The organism is Sinomonas mesophila (assembly GCF_001999765.1).
Taxonomy (GTDB): Bacteria; Actinomycetota; Actinomycetes; order Actinomycetales; family Micrococcaceae; genus Sinomonas; species Sinomonas mesophila.
In genome coordinates, this window is the sequence record NZ_KV908332.1 from 76335 (window position 1) to 97125 (window position 20791).

Annotated in this window: 17 protein-coding genes; 15 read left to right on the forward strand and 2 right to left on the reverse strand. The window is 70.4% G+C overall.

Going from position 1 to position 20791, the window contains the following annotated elements; genetic code table 11:
- The first annotated feature begins 251 nt into the window (after nucleotides 1-251).
- From nirB to BV907_RS10970, 7 genes are all read left to right on the forward strand, one after another.
- The gene (gene nirB, locus BV907_RS10940; RefSeq protein WP_245827924.1) at nucleotides 252-2831 is read left to right on the forward strand and encodes a nitrite reductase large subunit NirB; all 2580 of its coding nucleotides are present in this window, start codon (nucleotides 252-254) and stop codon (nucleotides 2829-2831) included.
- A gap of 1 nt (nucleotide 2832) precedes the next feature.
- Entirely contained in the window at nucleotides 2833-3906 is a 1074-nt protein-coding gene (gene cobA / locus BV907_RS10945) for a uroporphyrinogen-III C-methyltransferase (RefSeq protein WP_077489763.1), read from the forward strand.
- A 23-nt stretch (nucleotides 3907-3929) separates the two neighbouring features.
- Complete coding sequence (locus tag BV907_RS10950) at nucleotides 3930-5066, forward strand: uroporphyrinogen-III synthase (RefSeq protein WP_077489783.1); 1137 nt, start codon at nucleotides 3930-3932, stop codon at nucleotides 5064-5066.
- Nucleotides 5067-5156: 90 nt separating this feature from the next.
- Entirely contained in the window at nucleotides 5157-5855 is a 699-nt protein-coding gene (gene deoC, locus BV907_RS10955) for a deoxyribose-phosphate aldolase (protein WP_077489764.1), read from the forward strand.
- A gap of 22 nt (nucleotides 5856-5877) precedes the next feature.
- A complete protein-coding gene (locus tag BV907_RS10960; RefSeq protein WP_077489765.1) occupies nucleotides 5878-6108 on the forward strand; it encodes a hypothetical protein in 231 nt (76 codons plus the stop codon).
- A gap of 232 nt (nucleotides 6109-6340) precedes the next feature.
- Nucleotides 6341-6547 carry a hypothetical protein gene (locus tag BV907_RS10965; protein ID WP_077489766.1) on the forward strand — a complete coding sequence of 69 codons (207 nt, stop codon included), beginning with the start codon at nucleotides 6341-6343 and terminating at the stop codon, nucleotides 6545-6547.
- Nucleotides 6544-7278 (forward strand): endonuclease domain-containing protein, encoded by a 735-nt coding sequence (locus BV907_RS10970; protein ID WP_245827919.1) that lies wholly within the window; start codon nucleotides 6544-6546, stop codon nucleotides 7276-7278. The genes BV907_RS10965 and BV907_RS10970 overlap by 4 nt, the downstream gene beginning before the upstream one ends.
- Before the next feature lie 78 nt (nucleotides 7279-7356).
- Here the strand turns inward: BV907_RS10970 and mfd are convergent, their stop codons facing one another.
- Nucleotides 7357-11052 carry a transcription-repair coupling factor gene (gene mfd / locus BV907_RS10975; protein WP_245827920.1) on the reverse strand — a complete coding sequence of 1232 codons (3696 nt, stop codon included), beginning with the start codon at nucleotides 11050-11052 and terminating at the stop codon, nucleotides 7357-7359.
- Between the two features lie 95 nt (nucleotides 11053-11147).
- Here mfd and BV907_RS10980 point away from each other — a divergent pair, with 95 nt between their 5' ends.
- The 3 genes from BV907_RS10980 (at nucleotide 11148) to BV907_RS10990 (ending at nucleotide 12410) form a co-directional block, all read left to right on the forward strand.
- A complete protein-coding gene (locus BV907_RS10980; RefSeq protein WP_245827921.1) occupies nucleotides 11148-11600 on the forward strand; it encodes a VanZ family protein in 453 nt (150 codons plus the stop codon).
- Nucleotides 11601-11685: 85 nt separating this feature from the next.
- On the forward strand, nucleotides 11686-12189 hold the full coding sequence (locus BV907_RS10985) for a DUF2505 domain-containing protein (protein ID WP_077489769.1): 504 nt from the start codon (nucleotides 11686-11688) through the stop codon (nucleotides 12187-12189).
- Nucleotides 12189-12410: an SCO4848 family membrane protein gene (locus tag BV907_RS10990; RefSeq protein ID WP_077489770.1), complete on the forward strand. Its 222-nt coding sequence runs from the start codon at nucleotides 12189-12191 to the stop codon at nucleotides 12408-12410. Before BV907_RS10985 ends, BV907_RS10990 begins: the two co-directional genes overlap by 1 nt.
- On the opposite strand, the gene BV907_RS10995 is transcribed toward BV907_RS10990, so the two are convergent.
- Nucleotides 12403-13683: an acyltransferase family protein gene (locus tag BV907_RS10995; protein WP_077489771.1), complete on the reverse strand. Its 1281-nt coding sequence runs from the start codon at nucleotides 13681-13683 to the stop codon at nucleotides 12403-12405. The genes BV907_RS10990 and BV907_RS10995 overlap by 8 nt on opposite strands.
- A gap of 141 nt (nucleotides 13684-13824) precedes the next feature.
- Between BV907_RS10995 and nhaA the strand changes: the two genes are divergently transcribed.
- From nhaA to BV907_RS11020, 5 genes are all read left to right on the forward strand, one after another.
- Nucleotides 13825-15159: a Na+/H+ antiporter NhaA gene (nhaA, locus tag BV907_RS11000; protein ID WP_077489772.1), complete on the forward strand. Its 1335-nt coding sequence runs from the start codon at nucleotides 13825-13827 to the stop codon at nucleotides 15157-15159.
- Between the two features lie 208 nt (nucleotides 15160-15367).
- A complete protein-coding gene (locus tag BV907_RS11005; RefSeq protein WP_077489773.1) occupies nucleotides 15368-16027 on the forward strand; it encodes an acyltransferase in 660 nt (219 codons plus the stop codon).
- A gap of 503 nt (nucleotides 16028-16530) precedes the next feature.
- Nucleotides 16531-17388, forward strand: coding sequence for a glycosyltransferase family 2 protein (locus BV907_RS11010; RefSeq protein ID WP_245827922.1), 858 nt, complete (start codon nucleotides 16531-16533; stop codon nucleotides 17386-17388).
- Nucleotide 17389: 1 nt separating this feature from the next.
- A complete protein-coding gene (locus tag BV907_RS11015) occupies nucleotides 17390-18328 on the forward strand; it encodes a glycosyltransferase family 2 protein (protein ID WP_077489774.1) in 939 nt (312 codons plus the stop codon).
- 887 nt (nucleotides 18329-19215) lie between these two features.
- Nucleotides 19216-20791 (forward strand): Ig-like domain-containing domain (locus tag BV907_RS11020; protein ID WP_245827923.1); only part of this gene is annotated, 1576 nt, incomplete at its 3' end.

The following is a 20791-nucleotide window of genomic DNA, read 5'->3' on the forward strand; positions in this document are numbered from 1 at the left end:
ACAGGGAAGTTAATCGGCCGTTACACCCGGGCAACTGATGCGAAATCGCCGATTCCTAGGCTGGATTCAACGCTTCGACCTTTCGCCGGCATGCCCGGCGGCCAGTCCTACGGAAGGCACCGCCCGTGAGCAACCCCCGCCAGAGCACCCCGGCCACCGACTCCGCCACTCCCACTGCTGATTCGGCACCTGCGGTGCGGCGCGTCGTCGTCGTCGGCGGCGGCCCGGCCGCCCACCGCTTCGTCGAGGCGATGGCCGCGCGCGGCCTCGAGGGCTCCGGCGGCTTCGAGGTCACCGTGCTGACCGAGGAAGCCCACCTCCCCTACGACCGCGTGGCCCTCTCCAAGGCCCTCCTTTCGGACGTGGACCTCACCCTCGGCGAGGCGGAGATGTGGGACACGCCCGGCGTCACCCTCAAGACCGGCGCGAAGGCGGTCCGCCTGGACTCCGGGGCCCGTGTGGTCCACACCGAGGACGGCGGCGAGCACCCCTACGACGAGCTCGTCCTCGCGACCGGCTCCAGCGCGGCCCGCCTCCCCATTGCGGGCGCCGACAAGAGCTACGTGTACCGCACCCTCGAGGATGTCTGGTTCCTCCGTGCCGAGATCGCGCGCCTCGCCGAGGACCTGGGCCGCACGCCCGCCGTCGCGGTGATCGGCGGCGGCCTCCTCGGCATCGAGGCCGCGGCCGGCGCTCAGTCGCTGGGCGCCGAGGCCGCCATCATCGACGGCTCGCCGTGGCCCATGAACCGGCAGCTCGACGAGGGAGCCGGCCAGGCGCTCACCCGGCTCATCGGGGCCAAGGGCTTCACGATGCACGGCGGCGTGTTCCCCTCCGAGATCGTGGCGGACGAGACGGGAGCCGTCACCGGCGTCCTCATGGCGGACGAGCGCGTCATCCCCGCCGACCTCGTGGTCGTGGCCATCGGCGTGCGCCCCCGCGACGAGCTCGTGCGCGCCGCTGTCGATGAGGCCGGCGCGGCCGGTGAGAACGGCTCGGCGACCTTCGAGGTCGGCCCGCGCGGCGGCGTCGTCATCGACGAGACGTGCGCGACCGGCGTCGACGGCGTGTGGGCGATCGGCGAGGTCGCGAGCTTCGGCGGGATGTGCCTGGGCCTCGTCGCCCCGGCGAACACGATGGCCGAGATCGTCGCGGACCGCCTCCACGGCGGCGAGGCGACGTTCCCCGGCTTCGACACCGCCACCAAGCTCAAGCTCTCCGGGGTGGACGTCGCAAGCTTCGGCGACGCGTTCGCCCAGGAGCCGGGCGCGCTCGAGATCGTCTACGCGGACCCGGCCCGCGGCGTCTACCAGAAGGTCGTCACGACCGACGACGCCCGCACGCTCCTCGGCGGCATCTTCGTCGGCGACGCCACCCCGTACCTGAGCCTCCGCCCGCTCCTCGGCCGCGAGCTCCCCGCCGAGCCCGGCGCCTTCCTGTCCGCGGCCGGCGGAGGGGACGCCCCCGAGACCGAGCTGCCCGACGACGCGATCCTGTGCTCGTGCAACAACGTCGCCGCCGGCACTCTCCGCGATGCGGTCAACGCGTGCGGCACGTGCGAGGGCAAGGATCCGGTGCAGGACGTCGCGGGCCTCAAGGCCTGCACCCGCGCCGGCACCCAGTGCGGCTCGTGCGTGCCGATGATCAAGAAGCTCCTCGAGGCCGAGCTGACCAAGTCCGGCGTGACCGTCTCGAAGGCGCTCTGCGAGCACATCTCGCTCTCCCGCCAGGAGCTCTTCGACGCGATCCGCGTCCTCGAGCTGACCTCGTTCGAGGACATCATGTCCCGCTACGGAACGGGCTCGGGCTGTGACATCTGCAAGCCGACCATCGCCTCGATCCTCGCCTCGCAGCACTCGGCCTACGTCCTCGACGCCGGCCGCGGCACGCTCCAGGACACCAACGACCGCGCGCTGGCGAACATGCAGAAGGACGGCACGTACTCCGTCGTCCCGCGCATCCCCGGCGGCGAGATCACCCCGGAGAAGCTCGGCGTCATCGCCGCCGTCGCCCAGAAGTACAACCTGTACACGAAGATCACGGGCGGCCAGCGCATCGACATGTTCGGCGCGCGCCTCGAGCAGCTCCCGGAGATCTGGAAGGAGCTCATCGACGCGGGCATGGAGTCCGGGCAGGCCTACGGCAAGAGCCTGCGCACCGTGAAGAGCTGCGTCGGCTCGACCTGGTGCCGCTACGGCCAGCAGGACTCGGTCGGCATGGCCATCCAGCTCGAGCTGCGCTACCGCGGCCTCCGCAGCCCGCACAAGCTCAAGCTCGGCGTCTCCGGCTGCGCCCGCGAGTGCGCGGAGGCCCGCGGCAAGGACGTCGGCGTCATCGCGACGGCGGACGGCTGGAACCTCTACGTCGGCGGCAACGGCGGCGCGACCCCGGCGCACGCCCAGCTCCTCGCGAAGGACCTCGACGACGAGACGCTGATCAAGTACATCGACCGCTACTTCATGTACTACATCCGCACGGCCGACCGCCTCCAGCGCACCGCGCGCTGGCAGGAGGAGCTCGACGGCGGGCTCGAGCACGTGCGCCAGGTCGTCGTCGAGGACTCGCTCGGCATCGCCGAGGACCTCGAGGCCGCCATGGCCAAGCACGTGGACAACTACGAGGACGAGTGGGCGGCGACCCTCGCCGACCCCGAGCGCCTGCGCCGCTTCCGCTCGTTCGTCAACGCCCCCGACGCCCTCGACGACTCGATCGTCCATGTCGCCGAGCGCGACCAGATCCGCCCGGCCACCGAGCGCGAGAAGGTCTCCCTCGGCGCGAGCATCCCCGTCCGCCCGAGCGCCGCGCCCTCTGCGCTTTCCGAGGGGGTCTGACATGCAGGTGAGCCTGAATCTCGAGGGGCTCCCCGTCGTCGTCCTCGGTGCCGCCGACGACGCGCGCCAGGCCCTCGCGCGCTATCGCCGTGCCGGCGCAGCGCTCGCACACTTCGAGTCCCCCGCGGCCTACCGAGCCGCTGTGGCCCTGCCGTCCCGCCCGGCGCTCGTCGCCGTCGTGGGCCTGCAGGGCGGCCGGGCGCACGACGCCGAGTGGGCGCCCGTGCTCGAGCGCTACCGTGTGCTCGGGGTGCCGCGGGTCGACGAGCCCGCGGCCGGGCCGCGCGGCCACGTGACCCTCGTGGGCGGCGGCCCCGGCTCGCGCGGGCTGCTCACGGTCGACGCCGTCGAGGCCCTCCGCGATGCCGACGTCGTCCTCTTCGACCGGCTCGCCCCGTGGCGCGAGCTCGCCGAGCTCACGACCGCCCAGCTCGTCGACGTCGGCAAGCTCCCGGGCCACCACAAGGTGCCGCAGGTGGAGATCAACCGCCTCATCGTCGAGCATGCCCGGGCCGGCGCTAACGTCGTGCGGCTCAAGGGAGGCGACCCGTTCGTGTTCGGCCGCGGCGGCGAGGAGGCCGCGGCCTGCGCCGAGGCCGGCATCCCCGTCCGGGTCGTGTCCGGCATCTCGAGCTCCATCGCCGTCCCCGCGGCGGCCGGCATCCCCGTCACGCACCGCAACGTGAGCCACGCCTTCACGGTCGTTTCCGGCCACGCCCCCCTGACCGACGACGAGCACCGGCACCTCGCCGGGCTCGGCACCGCGGGCGGCACGATCGTCGTCCTCATGGGCATCGCGAACCTCCCGCACCTCGCCGCCGGCCTGCGCCGGTCGGGCATGCCCGCCACGATGCCGCTCGCCGTCGTCGAGCGCGGCCACCAGGCGGGCCAGAAGACCACGCTGACCGAGCTCGGGCGCGCCGAGGCGGACACGGCGCGGTGCGCGAACCCGGCCGTGATCGTCATCGGCGAGGTCGTGCGGCTCGCGGGCATCGGCTCGCGCGCCGCCGCCGAGGACGAGCTGCGCGGGCTCGCGGCGTCGTTCATGATGGAAGCCGAAGGAACGCCCACGTGAGCCAGACGAACGGAGCAGCACTCATGGCGCGAGCCCCCGAAGCGGGCCCGGAGATCGCGACGGCGCTCAAGGGCTTCCGCGTCGGCGTGACGTCCCACCGCCGCGCCGAGGACCTCATCGAGGCCCTCGAGCGGCGCGGCGCCGAGGTGATCCACGCGCCCGTGCTCACGATCGCGCCCGTCGACCAGGACCTCGGGGTGCTCGAGGACACGCGGCGCACCATCGAGTCCCGCCCCGACGTGTGCATCGTCACGACCGCCTACGGCATGCGCCGCTGGCTCGAGGTCGCGGACGCGGCCGGGCTCGGCGAGAGCCTCACGTCGGCGCTCAGCGCGGCGTCCCTCTACGTGCGCGGGCCCAAGGCCCGCGGCGCGGTGCGCGCGGCCGGGCTGGCCGACGTCGGGATCTCCAACGACGAGACGACGGCGACGCTCGTGGACCTCGTCCTGCGCGACGCGGGCGGGCGCCTCGACGGCAAGCGCGTGGTCATGCAGCTGCACGGCTACACGGACCGGGTCCAGCTCGACCGGCTGCGCGAGGCCGGCGCCGAGCTCATCACCGTCACGCCGTACCGCTGGGTGCGGCCGGACGGCGGCGACCGGCTCGAGGCGCTCATCGCCGCGATCTGCGCCGGGGACCTCGACGTCGTGACCTTCACGAGCGCCCCGGCGGTGGACGCCCTCTTCAGCACGGCCCACGAGCTGGGGGTCTACCCGCAGCTCATCCAGGCGATGCGGCAGCGGGTCGCGACGGCCGCCGTCGGGCCCGTCACGGCCGCGCCGCTCGAGGCCGCCGGGCTGCGCCCGTGGGTCCCCGAGCGCTTCCGCATGGGCGCCCTCATCAAGCTCGTCACGGACAACCTCGCGCGGCGCCAGGTGCGCCGGCTCACGACGACGGCCGGCGACGTCGAGCTGCGCGGGCGCACGCTCAGCGTGGACGGCGCGGAGCTCGCGCTCCCGCCCGCGGCGATGCTCCTGTTCCGGGCGCTGTTCGACGCCGGCGGCGCCGTCGTGTCGCGCGACACGCTCACCCGCCTGCTGTCCCAGAGCGGCTCGAACCACGCGCTCGACATGGCCGTGAACCGGCTGCGCAACGCGCTCCCGCGGGCGGACATGGTGCAGACGGTGGTCAAGCGGGGGTACAGGCTGCGCGTCGTGTAGGCCGGCCCCCCGCCGTCGTGCGCCAGCAGTCGTGTGCCAGTATGGGATGACCCAGGGGTGACCCGGGACGACCCGACCGAAAGGACCGCCGTGTCTGCCGCTTCTGCTGAGCTGACTCCACAGGACCTCGCAGGCTACATCGACCACACCCTGCTCAAGCCCGAGGCGAGCGAGGCCGACATCCTGCGGCTGTGCAGCGAGGCGGTCCAGCACCGGTTCAAGGCCGTGTGCGTCAACCCGGTGTGGGTCAAGACGGCGGTCAAGGCCCTGCGGGGCTCGGGGGTGCTCACGTGCGCGGTCGCCGGGTTCCCGCTCGGCGCCACGCCGACGGACGTCAAGGTCTTCGAGGCCCGCGGGGCGACGCTCGACGGCGCCGACGAGGTCGACATGGTCATCAACATCGCCGCCGCACGGGCGAACGACCGCGGTGCCCTCGTCGAGGACATCCAGGCCGTGGCGGAGGCCGTGCACGGGAGCTCGTCCATCCTCAAGGTCATCATCGAGACCTCGCTCCTGACCGACGAGCAGAAGGTCCTCGCGTGCGAGTCCGCCGTCGAGGCCGGCGCGGACTTCGTCAAGACGTCCACGGGGTTCAACGGCGGCGGGGCGACGGCCGAGGACGTCGCGCTCATGCGGGCCGCGGTGGGGCCGGTCATCGGGGTCAAGGCCTCGGGGGGCGTGCGCACGGCGGACGACGCGCGGGCTATGATTGCTGCTGGCGCCACGCGGATCGGCGCGAGCTCCGGCGTCGCGATCGTCACCGGGGGCTCGGGCGCCGCTGGCTACTAGACACTTCGCACCAGGGAGAGACATGTCCGACGATCAGAACAAGCGCCCTCTCGAGAATGACAACAACCTGGCCGCGAGCGCCGTGGTGTTCGTCATCCTCATGGCCATCTTCCTGCTCGGGCTCTACCTCGTGCAGTTCCTGACCTTCACCTCCTGGTGGCCGATGGCAGCCCTCATCGGCCTCTTCGTCCTCGCCTACTTCATCCCGATGGCGATCATGGGCGCCTCCGACGCGGGCGAAGACCACCGCTAACCCCCGTTTCCCGGGTACATATCTCGACGCCCTTCCCCACTTCCGGGTCCGCATCTGGACACGGATTCCGCGTTTCGGGAGCAGGACCCACCCGGGGCTCGGGCGGATGCCACACAGCAGACGCCCGCGGCGGCCTCGCCCAGAGACCCGCCGCGGGCGTTATCTGTACCCGAGATCTGGTGCCTGTGGATAGTCCGGCGAGTGCCGCCGTCGTCCGTGGCTCAATGAAGGGGTGACGAACGACCCCCGCCCCACGGATCACCTCCCGACCGCCTCGTTCACCGTCCTCGACGGGCTCGCCGCCGGCCTGTCGGCGCGCGAGCTGCGCAGCCCCGGGCTCATCATCCCGAGCCGCGGGATCCGTGTGCCCGCCGAGGCCCGGGAGACGCTCCTGGGGCGCGCCGCCCCCACACCCAGCTGCACCCGTCGACGTCCGTGAGTCACCTCAGCGCCGCGCTGCTCCACGGCATCCCGCTGCCGGCCCACGCGCAGGACACGTCGAAGATCGACCTCGCCCGGTCGGGTGGGCAGGAGCGGCTCGGCCAACCGCGGCGGTTCGAGGTGCGCGGGCACAGGTTCCGGCTCGCGCCCGAGGATGTCATGATGCTCGACGCGACCCGGGTCACGACCCCTGCCCGGACCTGGCTCGACCTCTGCGCCGTCCGGAGCCTGACCCTCGACGACCTCATCGTCGCGGGAGACTATCTCGTCTCCGAGCACGAGCGCCTCTTCCACCCGCGCACGGCCATCGTGAAACTCGCGGACCTGAAGGCCTATGTCACCGGGAAGCGGCGCGTCCCGGGGCTGGGGCGGGCGCGGGTCGTCCTCGAGCTGGTCGCCGTCGGCGTGGATTCGCCGCAGGAGTCGCGGATCCGCCTCATGCTCGAGCGCGCGGGGCTGCCGGCCTTCACACCGAACTGCGTGGTCGTGGACCCGTGGGGCGGGGTGCTGTACGTCGACCTCGGCAACGCGCGCTACCGGGTCGCCATCGAGTACGACGGCGGGCATCACCTCGATCCGGAACAGCAGGCGCGGGACCGGAACCGTAACCGCAGGACCCAGGCCGCTGGTTGGGCGCAAGTCGTCCTCACGGCGGAAGACCTCGCGAGGGGCGAGGCGCACATCGTCGCCAAGGTCGTCGAGGCCCTCACGGCGCACGGCTGGCGCTGAGCTGCGGGCCGCACGCCGAACCTCGGCAGGATGCGTACCCGAAATGTCGAGAACGCGTCGAGATGTGCACCCGAAAGGTCAGGGGGTGAAGATGGCCTCCAGGACCTGGCCCGCCCAGGCGAGGATCTCGCCGTCGACGAGGTCGCGGCCGCCGATCGGCGCGGACTTGGGCTTCGGGACGAGCACCGCGTTGAGCGCCGGCTTGAACTGCGCCCCCTTGTACATCCTGGTGAGCCGCATGACCTTCGACTCGGGCAGGTCCGCGGGCGCGAACTTCACCATGTTGCCCTGGAGGGCGACGTCGGTCAGGCCGGCGGCGCGGGCCCGGACACGGAAGCGCGCCACGGCGGCGAGATACTGCACGGGCGCCGGCGGGGCGCCATAGCGGTCCTCGAGCTCCTCCATGACCTCATCAATCCCGGCGTCGTCGGTCGCTGCGGCCAGCTTGCGGTAGGCCTCGAGCCGGAGCCGCTCCCCCGGGACGTAGTCGTGCGGCAGGTGCGCGTTGACAGGCAGCTCGATCTTCATCTCGGCCGCCTTCTCCTCGCCCTCGCCGCGGAAGTCCGCGACGGCCTCGCCGACGAGCCGGATGTAGAGGTCGAACCCGACCCCGGCGATGTGCCCGGACTGCTCGCCGCCGAGCAGGTTGCCGGCGCCTCGGATCTCGAGGTCCTTCATGGCCAGCTGCATGCCCGCGCCGAGCTCGCTGTGCGACGCGACGGCCTTGAGCCGCTCGAGCGCGACCTCGCCGAGCGGCTTCTCGGACGGGTAGAGGAAGTACGCGTAGGCGCGCTCGCGCCCCCGGCCCACGCGGCCGCGCAGCTGGTGCAGCTGCGAGAGCCCGTACTTGTCCGCGCCGTCGACGATGAGGGTGTTCGCGTTCGAGATGTCCAGGCCAGTCTCGATGATGGTCGTGCACACGAGGACGTCGAAGCGCTTCTCCCAGAAGTCCACGATGATCTGCTCGAGCCGGCTCTCCGACATCTGCCCGTGCGCGACCTCGACACGCGCCTCGGGCACGAGCTCGCGGATCTGGGCCGCGATGCGCTCGATCGAGGAGACCCGGTTGTGCACGAAGAACACCTGCCCCTCGCGCATGAGCTCGCGCCGCACCGCCGCCGAGACCTGCTTGTTCGTGAACGGTCCCACGTAGGTCAGGACGGGGTGCCGCTCCTCGGGCGGGGTCGCGAGCGTGGACGTCTCGCGGATGCCGGTCAGGGACATCTCGAGCGTGCGCGGGATCGGCGTCGCGGACATCGCGAGGACGTCCACGTTCGTGCGCATCTTCTTGAGCGCCTCCTTGTGCTCGACGCCGAAGCGCTGCTCCTCGTCGATGATCACGAGCCCGAGGTCCTTGAACTCGACCTCCTTGGACAGGATCCGGTGCGTGCCGATGACGACGTCGACCGCGCCGCTCTTCACGCCGTCGAGCGTGTCCTTGGCCTCCTTCGCGCCCTGGAAGCGCGAGAGGGCGCGAACGCGCACGGGGAAGCCGGAGAAGCGCTCGGAGAAGGTCTCGTAGTGCTGCTGTGCGAGCAGGGTCGTGGGCACGAGGATGGCGGCCTGCTTGCCGTCCTGGACCGCCTTGAACGCGGCCCGGACGGCGATCTCGGTCTTGCCGTAGCCCACGTCGCCGGAGACGAGCCGGTCCATGGGCACCTCGCGCTCCATGTCCGCCTTGACCTCGTTGATGGTCGTGAGCTGGTCCGGGGTCTCGATGTACGGGAAGGCCTCCTCGAGCTCGCGCTGCCAGGGAGTGTCCGGCCCGAAGGCGTGCCCGCGGGAGGCCATGCGGGCCGAGTACAGCCGGATGAGCTCGCCGGCGATCTCCTTGACCGCCCTCTTCGCCTTCGACTTCGTCGCGGCCCAGTCGGCGCCGCCCATCTTGGACAGGGCCGGCGTGTCGCCGCCGACGTACCGGGTGACCTGGTCGAGCTGGTCGGTGGGGACGAAGAGCCGGTCCCCCGGGGCCCCTCGCTTGCTCGGGGCGTACTCGAGCACGAGGTACTCGCGCGCGGCGCCGTCGCTTGATCCTGCGATCTTCCTCTGCACGAGCTCCACGAACTTCCCGATCCCATGCTGCTCGTGGACGACGAAGTCGCCCGCATGCAGCGAGAGGGGGTCGACGGCGTTGCGCCGCCGGGAGGGCATCTTGCGCATGTCGCGGGTCCCCGACGCGCTGGCCCGCCCGAGCAGGTCGGCCTCGGTCAGGAGGCCCAGGCGCAGCCCGTCGAGCACGAAGCCCTTGCCGGCCGGCGCCGTCGTGATCTCGATGATCCCCGGCTCCGGCTCGCGCTCGAGGCTCTCCACGCGGCTGCACGGGATGCCCGCGTCGTGGAAGAGCTCGGCGAGGCGCTGGGCGGGGCCGGGGCCGTCGGTCGCGACGACGAGGCGCCACTCGTCCCGGACGCGGCCGCCGATGAACTGCATCATCTCGGCCACGTCGCCCTGGTAGCCGCGCGGCTCGCGCGCGGCGATCGTGACGGCGTCGACGTCGAGCACCGTCTCCTCGTCGACGCCGAGGGAGGTCACCGACCACCACGAGACGTCGCGGGCCTGCGCCTCGTGCCGCGTGTCCGCGAGGGTCGAGAAGCTCGCGTCCTCGAGCCGGCCGATGTGCTCCAGGTCTTCCCCGGTCCCCGCGGCACCGCTCCCCGGCCCGGCGGCGAGGCTCACGTCCAGCGGCGCGGCGCCGCCGTCGGACGCCGTGGCCCAGGCCGCGGCGAGGAACTCCTCGTTCGTCGCGGCGAGGTCGTGGGCGCGCGTGCGGACCTTCTCCGGCTCCATGAGGAGCACGAGGGAGCCTTCCGGCAGCTCGCCGATGAACGGCACCATGCGGTCCACGAGCAGCGGGGCGAGGGACTCCATGCCCTCGACGGCGATCCCGCCGGCGATCTTCTCGAGCAGCTCGTCCGCCGCGGGCAGCCGCCCCCGGAGCTTTGCCGCGCGGCTCATGACGGCGGGCGTGATGAGCAGCTCGCGGCACGGCGGGGCGTAGAGGGACGTGGGGTGGTGCACGTTCGGGCCCGTGAGCGAGCGCTGGTCGGCGACGGCGAACCAGCGCATCTGCTCGACCTCGTCGCCGAAGAACTCGACGCGGGCGGGGTGGTCCTCCGTGGGCGGGAAGACGTCGATGATGCCGCCGCGGACGGCGAACTCGCCACGGTGGGTCACCATGTCCACCCGCGCGTAGGCCGCGTCGGCGAGCGAGCGGACGACGTCGTCGAACGAGCGGTCCTGGCCGACGGCGAGCGAGACCGGGGCGAGGTCGCCCAGGCCCGCGACGAGCGGCTGGAGGACGGCGCGGATGGGGGCGACGACGACCCTGAGCCTGCCCGAAGCCGCGCCCGCGCCGTCGCCGGCCCGGTCCGTGTCCGGCTGCGCGCCGGGGTGGGCGAGGCGGCGCAGGACGGCGAGCCGGCGCCCCACCGTGTCCGAGCGCGGGGAGAGCCGCTCGTGCGGCAGCGTCTCCCAGCTCGGGAACAGGGCGACGGAGCCGGGGTCGAGGTAGGCGCCGAGGGCGGAGACGAGGTCCTCGGCCTCGCGCCCCGTCGCGGTCACGGCGAGCACGACGGCGCCGGCCTCGGGGAGGTTCTCGAGCACGTCCGCGAGGATCACCGGGCGCAGGCCCGCGGGCGCGGCGATCTGGAGGTCCTGGCTGCGGCGGGCGGCGGGCTTGGAGGCGTACTCGCGCAGCCGCGCAATGCTCGCGTCCTCCCCCACGGCCTGGCGCAGGCCCTCGAGGCTGGCGGGGCGAAGCACGTCGACGGTCACGATGACTCCTCACGAACAGCACGAAAGCCCGGACTCTGGGACAGGGGCCGGGTGCTGTCCCAGAATAGCGCCGGCAGGCCCCTAGCATGGAGCCGATGGACAAGCGCTCCGCCCTGTGGCCTCCTGCCCTCGTGTACCTGGCGGGCGTCGCCGTCGTCGTGCTGTGGCCGGATCCCGTGGACAGGCCCGCATCCGGGGATCTGGCGAATGCGATCGCGTGGCTCCACGCCGGGGGCCTGCCGCGCTGGATCGGCTACGTGCAGATCGAATGGCTCGCCAACGTGGCCTTCTTCGTCCCGTTCGGGGCGTTCGCGGTGCTCCTGGGGTTCCCTGCGTGGGCGGGCGTGCTCGCCGGCGCGGGCTTCTCCGCGGCGGCCGAGGCTGCGCAGCTGGCGCTCCTGCCCGAACGCACGGCCTCGCTCTGGGACATCGCCGCCAACGCCCTCGGAACGATGCTTGGGGCGGCCGCCGTGGCCGCCGTCGCCCGCCTCCGGTCGCGGCGTCATGGACTCCCCGGGCCGGCGCGGGGTACCGCGCGGGAGCCCTAGGATGGGTCTCGGCTCGGGCGCCCCCCAGCGCGCCGCGCCGGTGCGGACATCCCGCCAAAACCCCAGTTCCTGACGGAAGGATCCCATGGCCCTCGAAGCCAGCACCACCCTGAACCACCCCGCCGACCGCGTCGCGGCCGTCTTCACGGACGAGGCGTTCCAGCGGCACGTGAGCGAGCTCGTCGGCGGCCGCCTCGAGTCGTTCTCGGTCGATGGCGACGTGGCCGGCGCGTTCACCGCGACGGTGGTCCGCCAGGTGCCGACGCAGCGCCTCCCCGAGATCGCCCGCAAGGTCGTCGGCGAGTACCTCAACGTGACCCAGACCGAGGCCTGGACCGCCCCCGAGGCGGATGGCTCCCGCCAGGCTGACATCACGGTGAAGGTCGCCGGCGCTCCGGTGGACGTCGCCGCCATCCAGCGGCTCGCCGCCGACGGCGCGTCGACCCGCATCGAGCTCTCCGGCACCGTGAGCTCGTCCGTGCCGCTGCTCGGCGGCAAGATCGCCTCCGCGGCCGAGCCCCTCGTGGGCAAGGCGCTCAACATCCAGGCCGAGCAGGCCGACGCGTGGCTGTCCGGGCAGATCGGCTGATGCAGCTCCCCGTCGCCCTGTCCTGGCTGCTCATCGTGGCCGGCGTGTGGAACCTCGTCGTGTGGCCTCAGTTCCTGCGCCGCGTCATGAAGGATCCGCGCGCCCGGGACGAGCAGGGCCGGGCGACCCGGTTCCTGACCGTGCACCTGTTCCTCGTCGCGATCTCGATGACGCTCGGCGTCGCGGTCGCGATCGTGGGGATCAGGACACTCGTCAGCTGAACCTGCGCCCCAGCCACCGCGCGACGCGGTGGCTGGGGCGCTCCACGATCCGCTGGAACACCGCAGCTACCGCCAGGGACGCCGCGAGGCCGAGCGGCATCGAGACCCACAGCGCCGCGAGGCCGCCGCCGGCCGCGGGCGGCCCCACGAGGTGGTAGGCCGCGACGACGATCGGCTCGTGGGTCAGGTAGAGGCTGAATGAGATGGTGCCGAGCCAGGACGCAGCCCTGCCCGAGAGGACGCGCACCGCCGGCCCCCAGTGGAGGGCGACGACGACGAGCGCCACCGCGCCGGCCGACCAGGACCAATGCGCGGCGGGGCTGTCCGTGCCGAGGGGCCACGGCAGCCACAGGCCGGTGAGGCCGACCGCCAGGAGGCCCGGCCAGATCCAGCGGGACCGCGCCTGGCCGCGGGCCCCGGCCCCGAGGCGGGCCGCCCACGCGGCGAGCGGCTCGCGGTGGGCGGCCAGGAGCACGCCGAGCAGGAACAGCGGCAGGTCGCGCAGCACGCCGTCGTGCGAGAAGCCGCCGCCCACGATGACAGCGCCCATCGCTGCCCACACGGCCCAGCGCGGGGCGCGCAGCCGCGCCGGCAGGGCGAGCCCGAGCACGAGGTAGAGCGGCAGGAGCAGGGAGAACCACATCTCCCAGCGCAGCGACCACAGCGGCGGGACCACGAGTCCGTCGGTGAACAGCAGGGTCACGTCCCCGGCGATGCCCTCCCACGTCACGGGCGCGCCCATCGCGTCGACCCAGCCGCTGCCGGTCTTCGGCCGCGGCACGAGCGCCCACACGGCCGCGGCGAGGGCGACGGCGCCCCACACTGGGAGGTACAGCCGCGCGAGCCGCTTCGGGTAGTACGAGCGCCAGAGGCGAGGGTCGCGCCAGCGCGGAGCGCCGCCGGCCGCGGCCGGCCGCGTGAAGGGCAGGGCGAGGACGAAGCCCGAAAGCACGAAGAAGACGTAGACCGCCCCGGTGCCCTCCCACGCGACGTGCAGCGGGGTCTCGACCAGCCACCACTCCCACGTCCCCGGCATGGACCTGCCAGAGTGGTAGGCGAGCTCGCCGAGGCGGGGGACGGTCAGGAGGGTGTGGCACACGAGGACGACGAGCGCCGCGAGGCCGCGGAGCCCGTCGAGGGAGGCGAGTCTCGGGGCCGTGCTGCTCCCGCTCGGGGGAGCCTGCTGGATGGGCGCGGTCCGGGTGAGCATCGCCGTCGCGGTGCCGCCGGCCACCTCTGGTTCCTGGCGTGGGTCGAGAGGGAGTTTCTGCATCGGTCGTCAAGTTTACCATTTCGTGACTTTCGGTTCGGAGGCCGGCGGACGACGGCGTGTCCCGGCGGGGTAGAGTGGACCACGGTGTGCCGGGAAGTCTGGTCGGCGAGTCCCTGACGTCCCCTGCCCAGGAGCCACGCCATGGCCGACACGCCGCCCCCTCCCACTTCCCCGCAGCCCTCCGCCCGCCGTGTCTTCGCCCGCGGGAGCTACCTCGAGTACCGCCGCATCGCCGAGATCCTCCGTTTGGAGACCGTGGGCGGCGCGCTCCTCCTCATCGCGACCGCCGCGGCGCTCGTCTGGGCCAACTCCCCCGGCGGCGAGGGCTACTTCGCCCTGCGCGACACCAGGATCGGCTACGCACCCTGGCACCTCGAGCTGAGCATCGGCGCATGGGCGGCCGACGGGCTGCTCGCCCTGTTCTTCTTCGTGGCCGGGCTCGAGCTCAAGCGCGAGTTCGTCGCCGGGGACCTGCGCCGGCCCGCGACGGCCCTCGTGCCGATCGTCGCGGCCTGCGGCGGCGTCGCCGTGCCGGCCCTCATCTACACCATCATCAACGTCGCCGCGGGCTCGGACGGCCTGCGCGGCTGGGCAATCCCCACGGCGACGGACATCGCGTTCGCCCTCGCGGTGCTCGCCGTCATCAGCTCCCATCTGCCCGCCGCACTGCGGACCTTCCTGCTCACGCTCGCCGTCGTGGACGACCTCATCGCGATCGGCATCATCGCGTTCTTCTACTCCTCGGGCCTCGAGCCGGGCTTCCTCGCCCTGGCCCTCGTCCCGCTCGGGCTCTTCGCGCTGCTCGTCCAGAAGCGCCTCCACGCGTGGTACCTGCTCGCGCCGCTCGGCGTGGCCACGTGGGCGCTCGTGCATGCCTCGGGCGTCCACGCGACGGTCGCCGGCGTGCTCCTCGGCTTTATGGTCCCGGTCCTGCGGAGGCGCAGGGATGGCGGGCCGGAGTCCGGCCCCGGGCTCGCTGAGACCTTCGAGCATGCACTCCGCCCGCTCTCGGCCGGCGTCGCCGTCCCCGTGTTCGCCTTCTTCTCCGCCGGGGTCGCCCTCGGCGGATTCGAGGGCCTCGCCTCCGCCGTCGCCGACCCGGTCGCGATGGGCATCGCCGTGGCCCTCGTCGCCGGCAAGACGGTCGGCGTGTTCGGCTCGACGTGGCTCGTGACCAAGACCCGGCACGCGGGCCTCGACTCCGACCTCTCCTGGATCGACGTGCTCGGCCTCTCGCTCCTGGCCGGGGTCGGGTTCACCGTCTCGCTGCTCATCGCCGAGCTGAGCTTCGGGCCCGGCAGCGCCCACGACGAGCATGCCAAGGTCGCCATCCTCGCCGGGTCCCTCACGGCGGCGCTCCTCGCGACCGTCGTGCTCCGGGCCCGCAACCGGCATTACCGGCGCGTCGAGGCCGCTGAGCGGATCGATGCCGACGGCGACGGGGTTCCCGACGTGTTCCAGCCGCCTCGGGACTAGTACGCGCCCGGGCCGCGCGGCAGTTCCCCGACTACTTGCCCTGTCCTGCCAGCGGTACTCGGCCCTCGCCGTCGACCGCGTCCTAACCACTGGACTTCGTCCCCGGGTGGACTCGTTTCCCGCGGACCCGCTTGTCCGTGCCCACGGCCAGGCTGGAGCGTGGTGGCATGAGCGCCGGAGGTGCCGGCGCCCTGCTTCAGGAGCGTCCATGCCGCAGCCGGTCAACACGCCCACCGGGACCCTCGGGTCCACCGAGGTCCACAGCACTGGCCTCAGCGAGACCTTCATCGCCGAGACGGCCGACGTCGCCGATCCCCACCTGGTGGGCCCCGGGACGCGCGTCTGGCACCTCGCCCAGTTACGCGAGGGGGCCGTGCTCGGATCCGAGTGCATCGTGGGGCGGAGCGCCTACATCGGCCCCGGCGTGCGGGTCGGCACGCGTTGCAAGATCCAGAACCACGCGCTCGTCTACGAGCCAGCCGAGCTCGGCGACGGCGTTTTCATCGGCCCAGCCGCCGTCCTGAGCAACGACACCTACCCCCGAGCGACCACGATCGACGGCCGGCTCAAGACTGCGGCCGACTGGACCGCCGTCGGCGTCCAGGTCGCCGACGGCGCCTCGATCGGCGCGCGCGCCGTATGCGTCGCCCCCGTGCGGATCGGCCGGTGGGCCTGCGTCGGCGCGGGAGCCGTCGTCGTGCGCGACGTCCCCGACTACGCGCTGGTCGCCGGCGTCCCCGCGCGGCAGATCGGCTGGGTCGGCGAGGCCGGTCACCGCCTCGTGCCGGACGGGGACGGCTGGCGCTGCCCCGTGACCGGCTCCGCCTACGCCGAGGAGGACGGCGTCCTGCGGAGGGCCGAACAGTGACCGACGTGGCGCAGAAGATCCCGCCCCCGGCGCGTTGACGATGGCGCCGGGGGCGACGGCGTGGCTGCGGACGGGTCCCACCCCGTCGGTCGTGCTCGGCGGGCTCAGGTAGGCAATCGTGCATCGGTGGCCGCACGTACAGAGATCTGCCAAGTCCAGAGATCTGCGTCGGGCACGTTCCGGAATCGGCCACGTCGAAGGGCCAGCACCATGGCGCGGCATATCTTTCACGTGGCCCCGCCGTTCCTCCAAGTATCTCCATGGTGGATCGGCGAGTACTGGCCCGGGGAACCTGGCAGTACTGGCCCGGGGAGCGTACGGAGACAACGCGTATTAGGTACTCGTGACACTCCGCTCCACCGGATCTTACGCTCAACTGCAGGGGCAGGGTTAGAGACAAACGTGTTTGGTTTCGGACACACAACATGTTTAGTCTCCGACACTGCTCTTTATTGTTCGCAGCTATGGCGGGTTGTCGGGGAGGCCCGCAATGACATGAAGTGGTGAAGCTTGTGTCTATTGCCAACCAAATTCCATTCTCCCTCCCTCAGCAGGAAGTTCCGTCCCTGGCGTCAGTGAGCGTTGTTATTCCTACGTTGAACGAGGCTATGAATCTCCCTTGGGTTCTGCGCCGCATGCCATCGTATGTTGACGAAGTCATCATCGTGGACGGACGTTCCACCGACCTTACCGTCGATGTCGCGCGGTCCCTTCGCCTCGACGTCGTGATTGTCGCCGAACCCAAGAAGGGGAAAGGCGTAGCAGTCAGGGCGGGATTCGCCGCAGCAACGGGCGACATCATCGTCATGCTGGATGCGGATGGAAGCATGGACCCACGTGAAATCGGATGGTTCGTCGCTCCGCTCCAGCATGACTATGACTTCGTCAAGGGCTCGCGATACGTCACGGGTGGCGGCTCCGAAGACCTGACCTGGCTGCGCAACGTCGGCAACCGGACGCTCACGCAACTCGCCAACACCGTGCTTCACAGCAACTATTCCGATCTCTGCTACGGCTACATTGCGTTCCGCAGGGAATGCCTCGAAGTCCTTGAACTGAAATCGGATGGATTTGAAATTGAGACCGAATTGATTGTCCGCGCGGCCAGGGCCGGCTTGCGCATTGCGGAGGTCCCCAGTATCGAGCTCGGCCGTATCTCGGGCGACTCGAATCTGCGGACTTTCCGCGACGGTTGGAGGGTGCTGCACACACTCGCACGGGAGTGCACCTCCTGGGAGGCTCCCACCGCCGGCGCGCGCCCCGAATCCCTTCGCCACGTCAAGTACACGTATCCGAACGTCCGATTCCCCCGGACACCCACCGACCCGCATAGCGTGCTCTCAATGAAGGACGGAATGTAGAATGCCACCTGTCGCTGAACCTCCGACGGTTTCCGTGGTCATTTGTTCCTACACCATGGCGCGCTGGGACCTGCTGATCAACGTCATTGGCTCCGTCCAGGCACAAACGTACCGCCCGCAGCAGATCCTCATTGTGGTCGACCACAATCCTGACCTGTACAAGCGACTCATCGAGGCTGTTCGGGACGTAACCATTGTGGAGAACTCAGGTCCCCGAGGGCTTTCCGGAGCCCGAAACACCGGAGTCGGATTGGCGACCTCTGATGTCGTGGCTTTTCTCGACGACGATGCAGAAGCGGCGCCCGATTGGCTTGAACGCCTCACCGCATTTTATGACGACCCCGATGTGTTGGCCGTCGGTGGTCGGGTGGAACCGGTATGGGAGGCTGGCCGCCCCGCATACTTCAGGGAGGAACTGGATTGGATCGTGGGCTGCACCCACCGCGGACTGCCGAGGGTCGCATCTGAGGTGCGGAATGTCATTGGCGCAAACATGTCATTTCGCCGTGACGTTCTCCTGCAGGTCGGCGGCTTCAACGTTGGGCTTGGCCGACTGGGCTCAGTGCCCCTCGGCTGCGAAGAGACGGAGATCTGCATTCGGTCGACCATAGGCACTCCGGGTTCACGCGTCGTCTATGAGCCTGCTGCAGTGGTTCGCCACTTTGTGCCCGCAGCCAGGGGCACGTTCAGGTACATGTTGGCGCGCGCTTGGTCCGAAGGGATTTCCAAGGCCCACGTCAGCCAGCTCGTGGGCCACAAGAGGGCCCTGGGGTCGGAGCGCCGCTACGTGAGACGCGTCTTGCCACGTGCCATATTCTCCGGAATAGGCCATTGGATCGTGGGAGGCAAGCGCGAAGGACTCAGCCAGGCAGGTGCAGTGGTCGCTGTCCTTGTCTTCACGACGGCGGGCTACGTGAGAGGACGCCAGTTTAAGGCGTGATGAGCGGGGGCAGGGGTCGAGGTCCCCGAGGATCAGAAAGGGCAATTGCCTGATCGTTCCCGAGGACCTCGACGTGTCCAGCGCTACGGGGGTGCACTGCTGCGCCCATGAACACCTCTGTCGTGTTCCCGCTGCGATCTCCTCCTTGGCCTCGATGGGTCGAGCCAGGGCTGGCGCGTGCATGCCCTGCACGTCGTGCCCCACGGCCCCACTTCCTGGGCCACCTCTCAGCTGCTTTCCGACCATGCCTACCACTGCGGGCCCGGCCGACAAGGCCAACGTCACGCGAAAAAGCAAGTACCCACCAGTGGTGTTTACGAGTAGTCACTACTGGTGTATGCCCAGCCGGCCGACGATAGGCTCGTTGTCACGCGCAGAATCATCTCCTACACGTTCTCGGTTGGGGGTTGCGAACCCCTCCGATGAGCGCTGGTGCAGCTCTCCTGAATCAAGCGTCAACTCCTGGAGGAACGTTGCTGGACTATGCATTTGCTCACATCGGTGGGCGTGGTGGAGCTGGTCGCTCGGCTGGTTCTCGTCTCCGCGGGTCGCGGAATCTGCGGCTCCACGCACTGCTGACAGCGCTGCTGCTTGCGGTGGGCCTTCTGGCAGTGCCGGCTGGTGCGGCATCGGCTGCTGCGGGTGATGTCGGGGTCGAGGGTCCGTCGCATTCGGGGACGGGGACGCCGACGGGTACGAAGCGGGCGACGAGTGCGCTGTGGTTCAACGACGGGATCTGGTGGGGGAACCTGTGGGACACTGCCAGCTCGAGATTCGAAATCTTCCGGTTCAATGCCTCGTCGAGCTCGTGGGCCAGTACCGGTCTAGCGACGGACCCGCGGGCGAACACTCATCATGACGTGTTGTGGGACGGGACGACCTTGCACGTGGCGAGCTATCGGTTCGTCAACGACGGTCTGCCGGCTGAGCCGAACTTCCCGACGACGATGCGGCGTTACAGCTACGACTCGAGTAAGAAGACGTACTCGCTGCTGAGTTCTACAAACATCAACAACTACCGCGTTGAGACCCTGGTCATCGACAAGGACTCGACTGGTCGAGTGTGGGCCACGTGGCAGCAGGGGAACCGGATCTATCTGAACGTCACTGGCACGGATGGCAAGACGTGGGGGACGCCGTTCCCGCATCCTGCGTCGTTGAGCAATGTGTCTGTGGACGACACGTCGGCTGTGATCGCGTTTGGACCCGACAAGATGGGTGTCATGTGGAGCCGGCAAGTCGGCGACTCCACCGATGGCATGTACTGGAGCTATCACGTCGATGGAGCGTCCAACACTGCCTGGAGCACTCCTGTGGCGGCGGTGAAGGGACAGCGCAGCAGTGACGACCACATGAACCTGAAGTGGCTGGACTCCTCGGGTGATCGGGTGTTCGCCGCTATCAAGACGTCGTTCACGGCGGCGTCCGAGCCGCTGATCCAGTTGCTGGAATTGAGTGGTACGACGTGGTCGGCGCACACGATCGCGAATGGGTCGGAGTGCCCGAACCGGGTGATCGTCTTGATTGATGAGAGCGCGGAGAGGCTGCGTACCTTCGCTACCTATCCGAAGCCGAGTGGCACGACGAACGCTGGTGTCTGCACTAGCTCGGGGGGTGCGATCTACGAGAAGTCCACGCCGCTGAGCGACATCAACTTCACCACCGCGAAGACGGCTCGTATCGTGGACGCCGACCAGTATGTGCACAACGTGACGTCGACGAAGCAGAACCTCAACAGTGCGGCGTGGGGCACGGCCAACAGCGGTCTGCTGGTGCTCGCCGATGTGAACGCCACAAGCCGGTACTGGCACTATAACGACCCCACCGGCGGCGGTGGTGGTGATACGACGGCTCCGACCGTGACGGGTACGTCTCCGACTGATGGTGCGACGGGCGTCGCGGCGACGGCGGATGTGACGGGATCGTTCTCGGAGGCAATGGACGCCACGACCATCACAGAGACCACGTTCACGCTGACGGCGGGGACGACGACGGTGCCGGCCGCGGTGACGTATAGCAGCACAGACAGGACTGCGACGCTGAACCCGAGCACGGATCTGGCGGCGGATACAACGTACACGGCGACGATCAAGGGCGGCTCCGGCGGGGTGGAGGATGCTGCCGGCAACGCGCTGGCAACGGACAGGACCTGGACCTTCACCACGGCTCCCGCAGGCGGCGGTGATACGACGGCTCCGACCGTGACGGCTACGTCTCCGACTGATGGTGCTACCGGTGTGGCGGTGACGGCGGATGTGACGGGAACGTTCTCGGAGGCAATGGACGCCTCGACGATCACGTCGGACACGTTCATCTTGCAGGCCGAGACGACGCCGCCGAAGCCCCTTCCGGCCGCTGTGACGTACAGCAGCACGGACAACGTGGCGACGTTGAACCCGGATGCTGACCTGGCCGCGGGCACGACCTACACGGCGACGATCAAGGGCGGCTCCAACGGGGTGA

Coding starts and splice junctions, on each gene's coding strand:
- BV907_RS10960 (WP_077489765.1), top strand. CDS start 5,878: ATGTCCGACGATCAGAACAAGCGCCCTCTCGAGAATGACAACAACCTG.
- nhaA (WP_077489772.1), top strand. CDS start 13,825: ATGGCCGACACGCCGCCCCCTCCCACTTCCCCGCAGCCCTCCGCCCGC.
- BV907_RS10985 (WP_077489769.1), top strand. CDS start 11,686: ATGGCCCTCGAAGCCAGCACCACCCTGAACCACCCCGCCGACCGCGTC.
- BV907_RS10990 (WP_077489770.1), top strand. CDS start 12,189: ATGCAGCTCCCCGTCGCCCTGTCCTGGCTGCTCATCGTGGCCGGCGTG.
- BV907_RS10980 (WP_245827921.1), top strand. CDS start 11,148: ATGGACAAGCGCTCCGCCCTGTGGCCTCCTGCCCTCGTGTACCTGGCG.
- BV907_RS10995 (WP_077489771.1), bottom strand. CDS start 13,683: ATGCAGAAACTCCCTCTCGACCCACGCCAGGAACCAGAGGTGGCCGGC.
- BV907_RS11015 (WP_077489774.1), top strand. CDS start 17,390: ATGCCACCTGTCGCTGAACCTCCGACGGTTTCCGTGGTCATTTGTTCC.
- nirB (WP_245827924.1), top strand. CDS start 252: ATGGCCGCGCGCGGCCTCGAGGGCTCCGGCGGCTTCGAGGTCACCGTG.
- BV907_RS10950 (WP_077489783.1), top strand. CDS start 3,930: ATGGCGCGAGCCCCCGAAGCGGGCCCGGAGATCGCGACGGCGCTCAAG.
- BV907_RS11005 (WP_077489773.1), top strand. CDS start 15,368: ATGCCGCAGCCGGTCAACACGCCCACCGGGACCCTCGGGTCCACCGAG.
- cobA (WP_077489763.1), top strand. CDS start 2,833: ATGCAGGTGAGCCTGAATCTCGAGGGGCTCCCCGTCGTCGTCCTCGGT.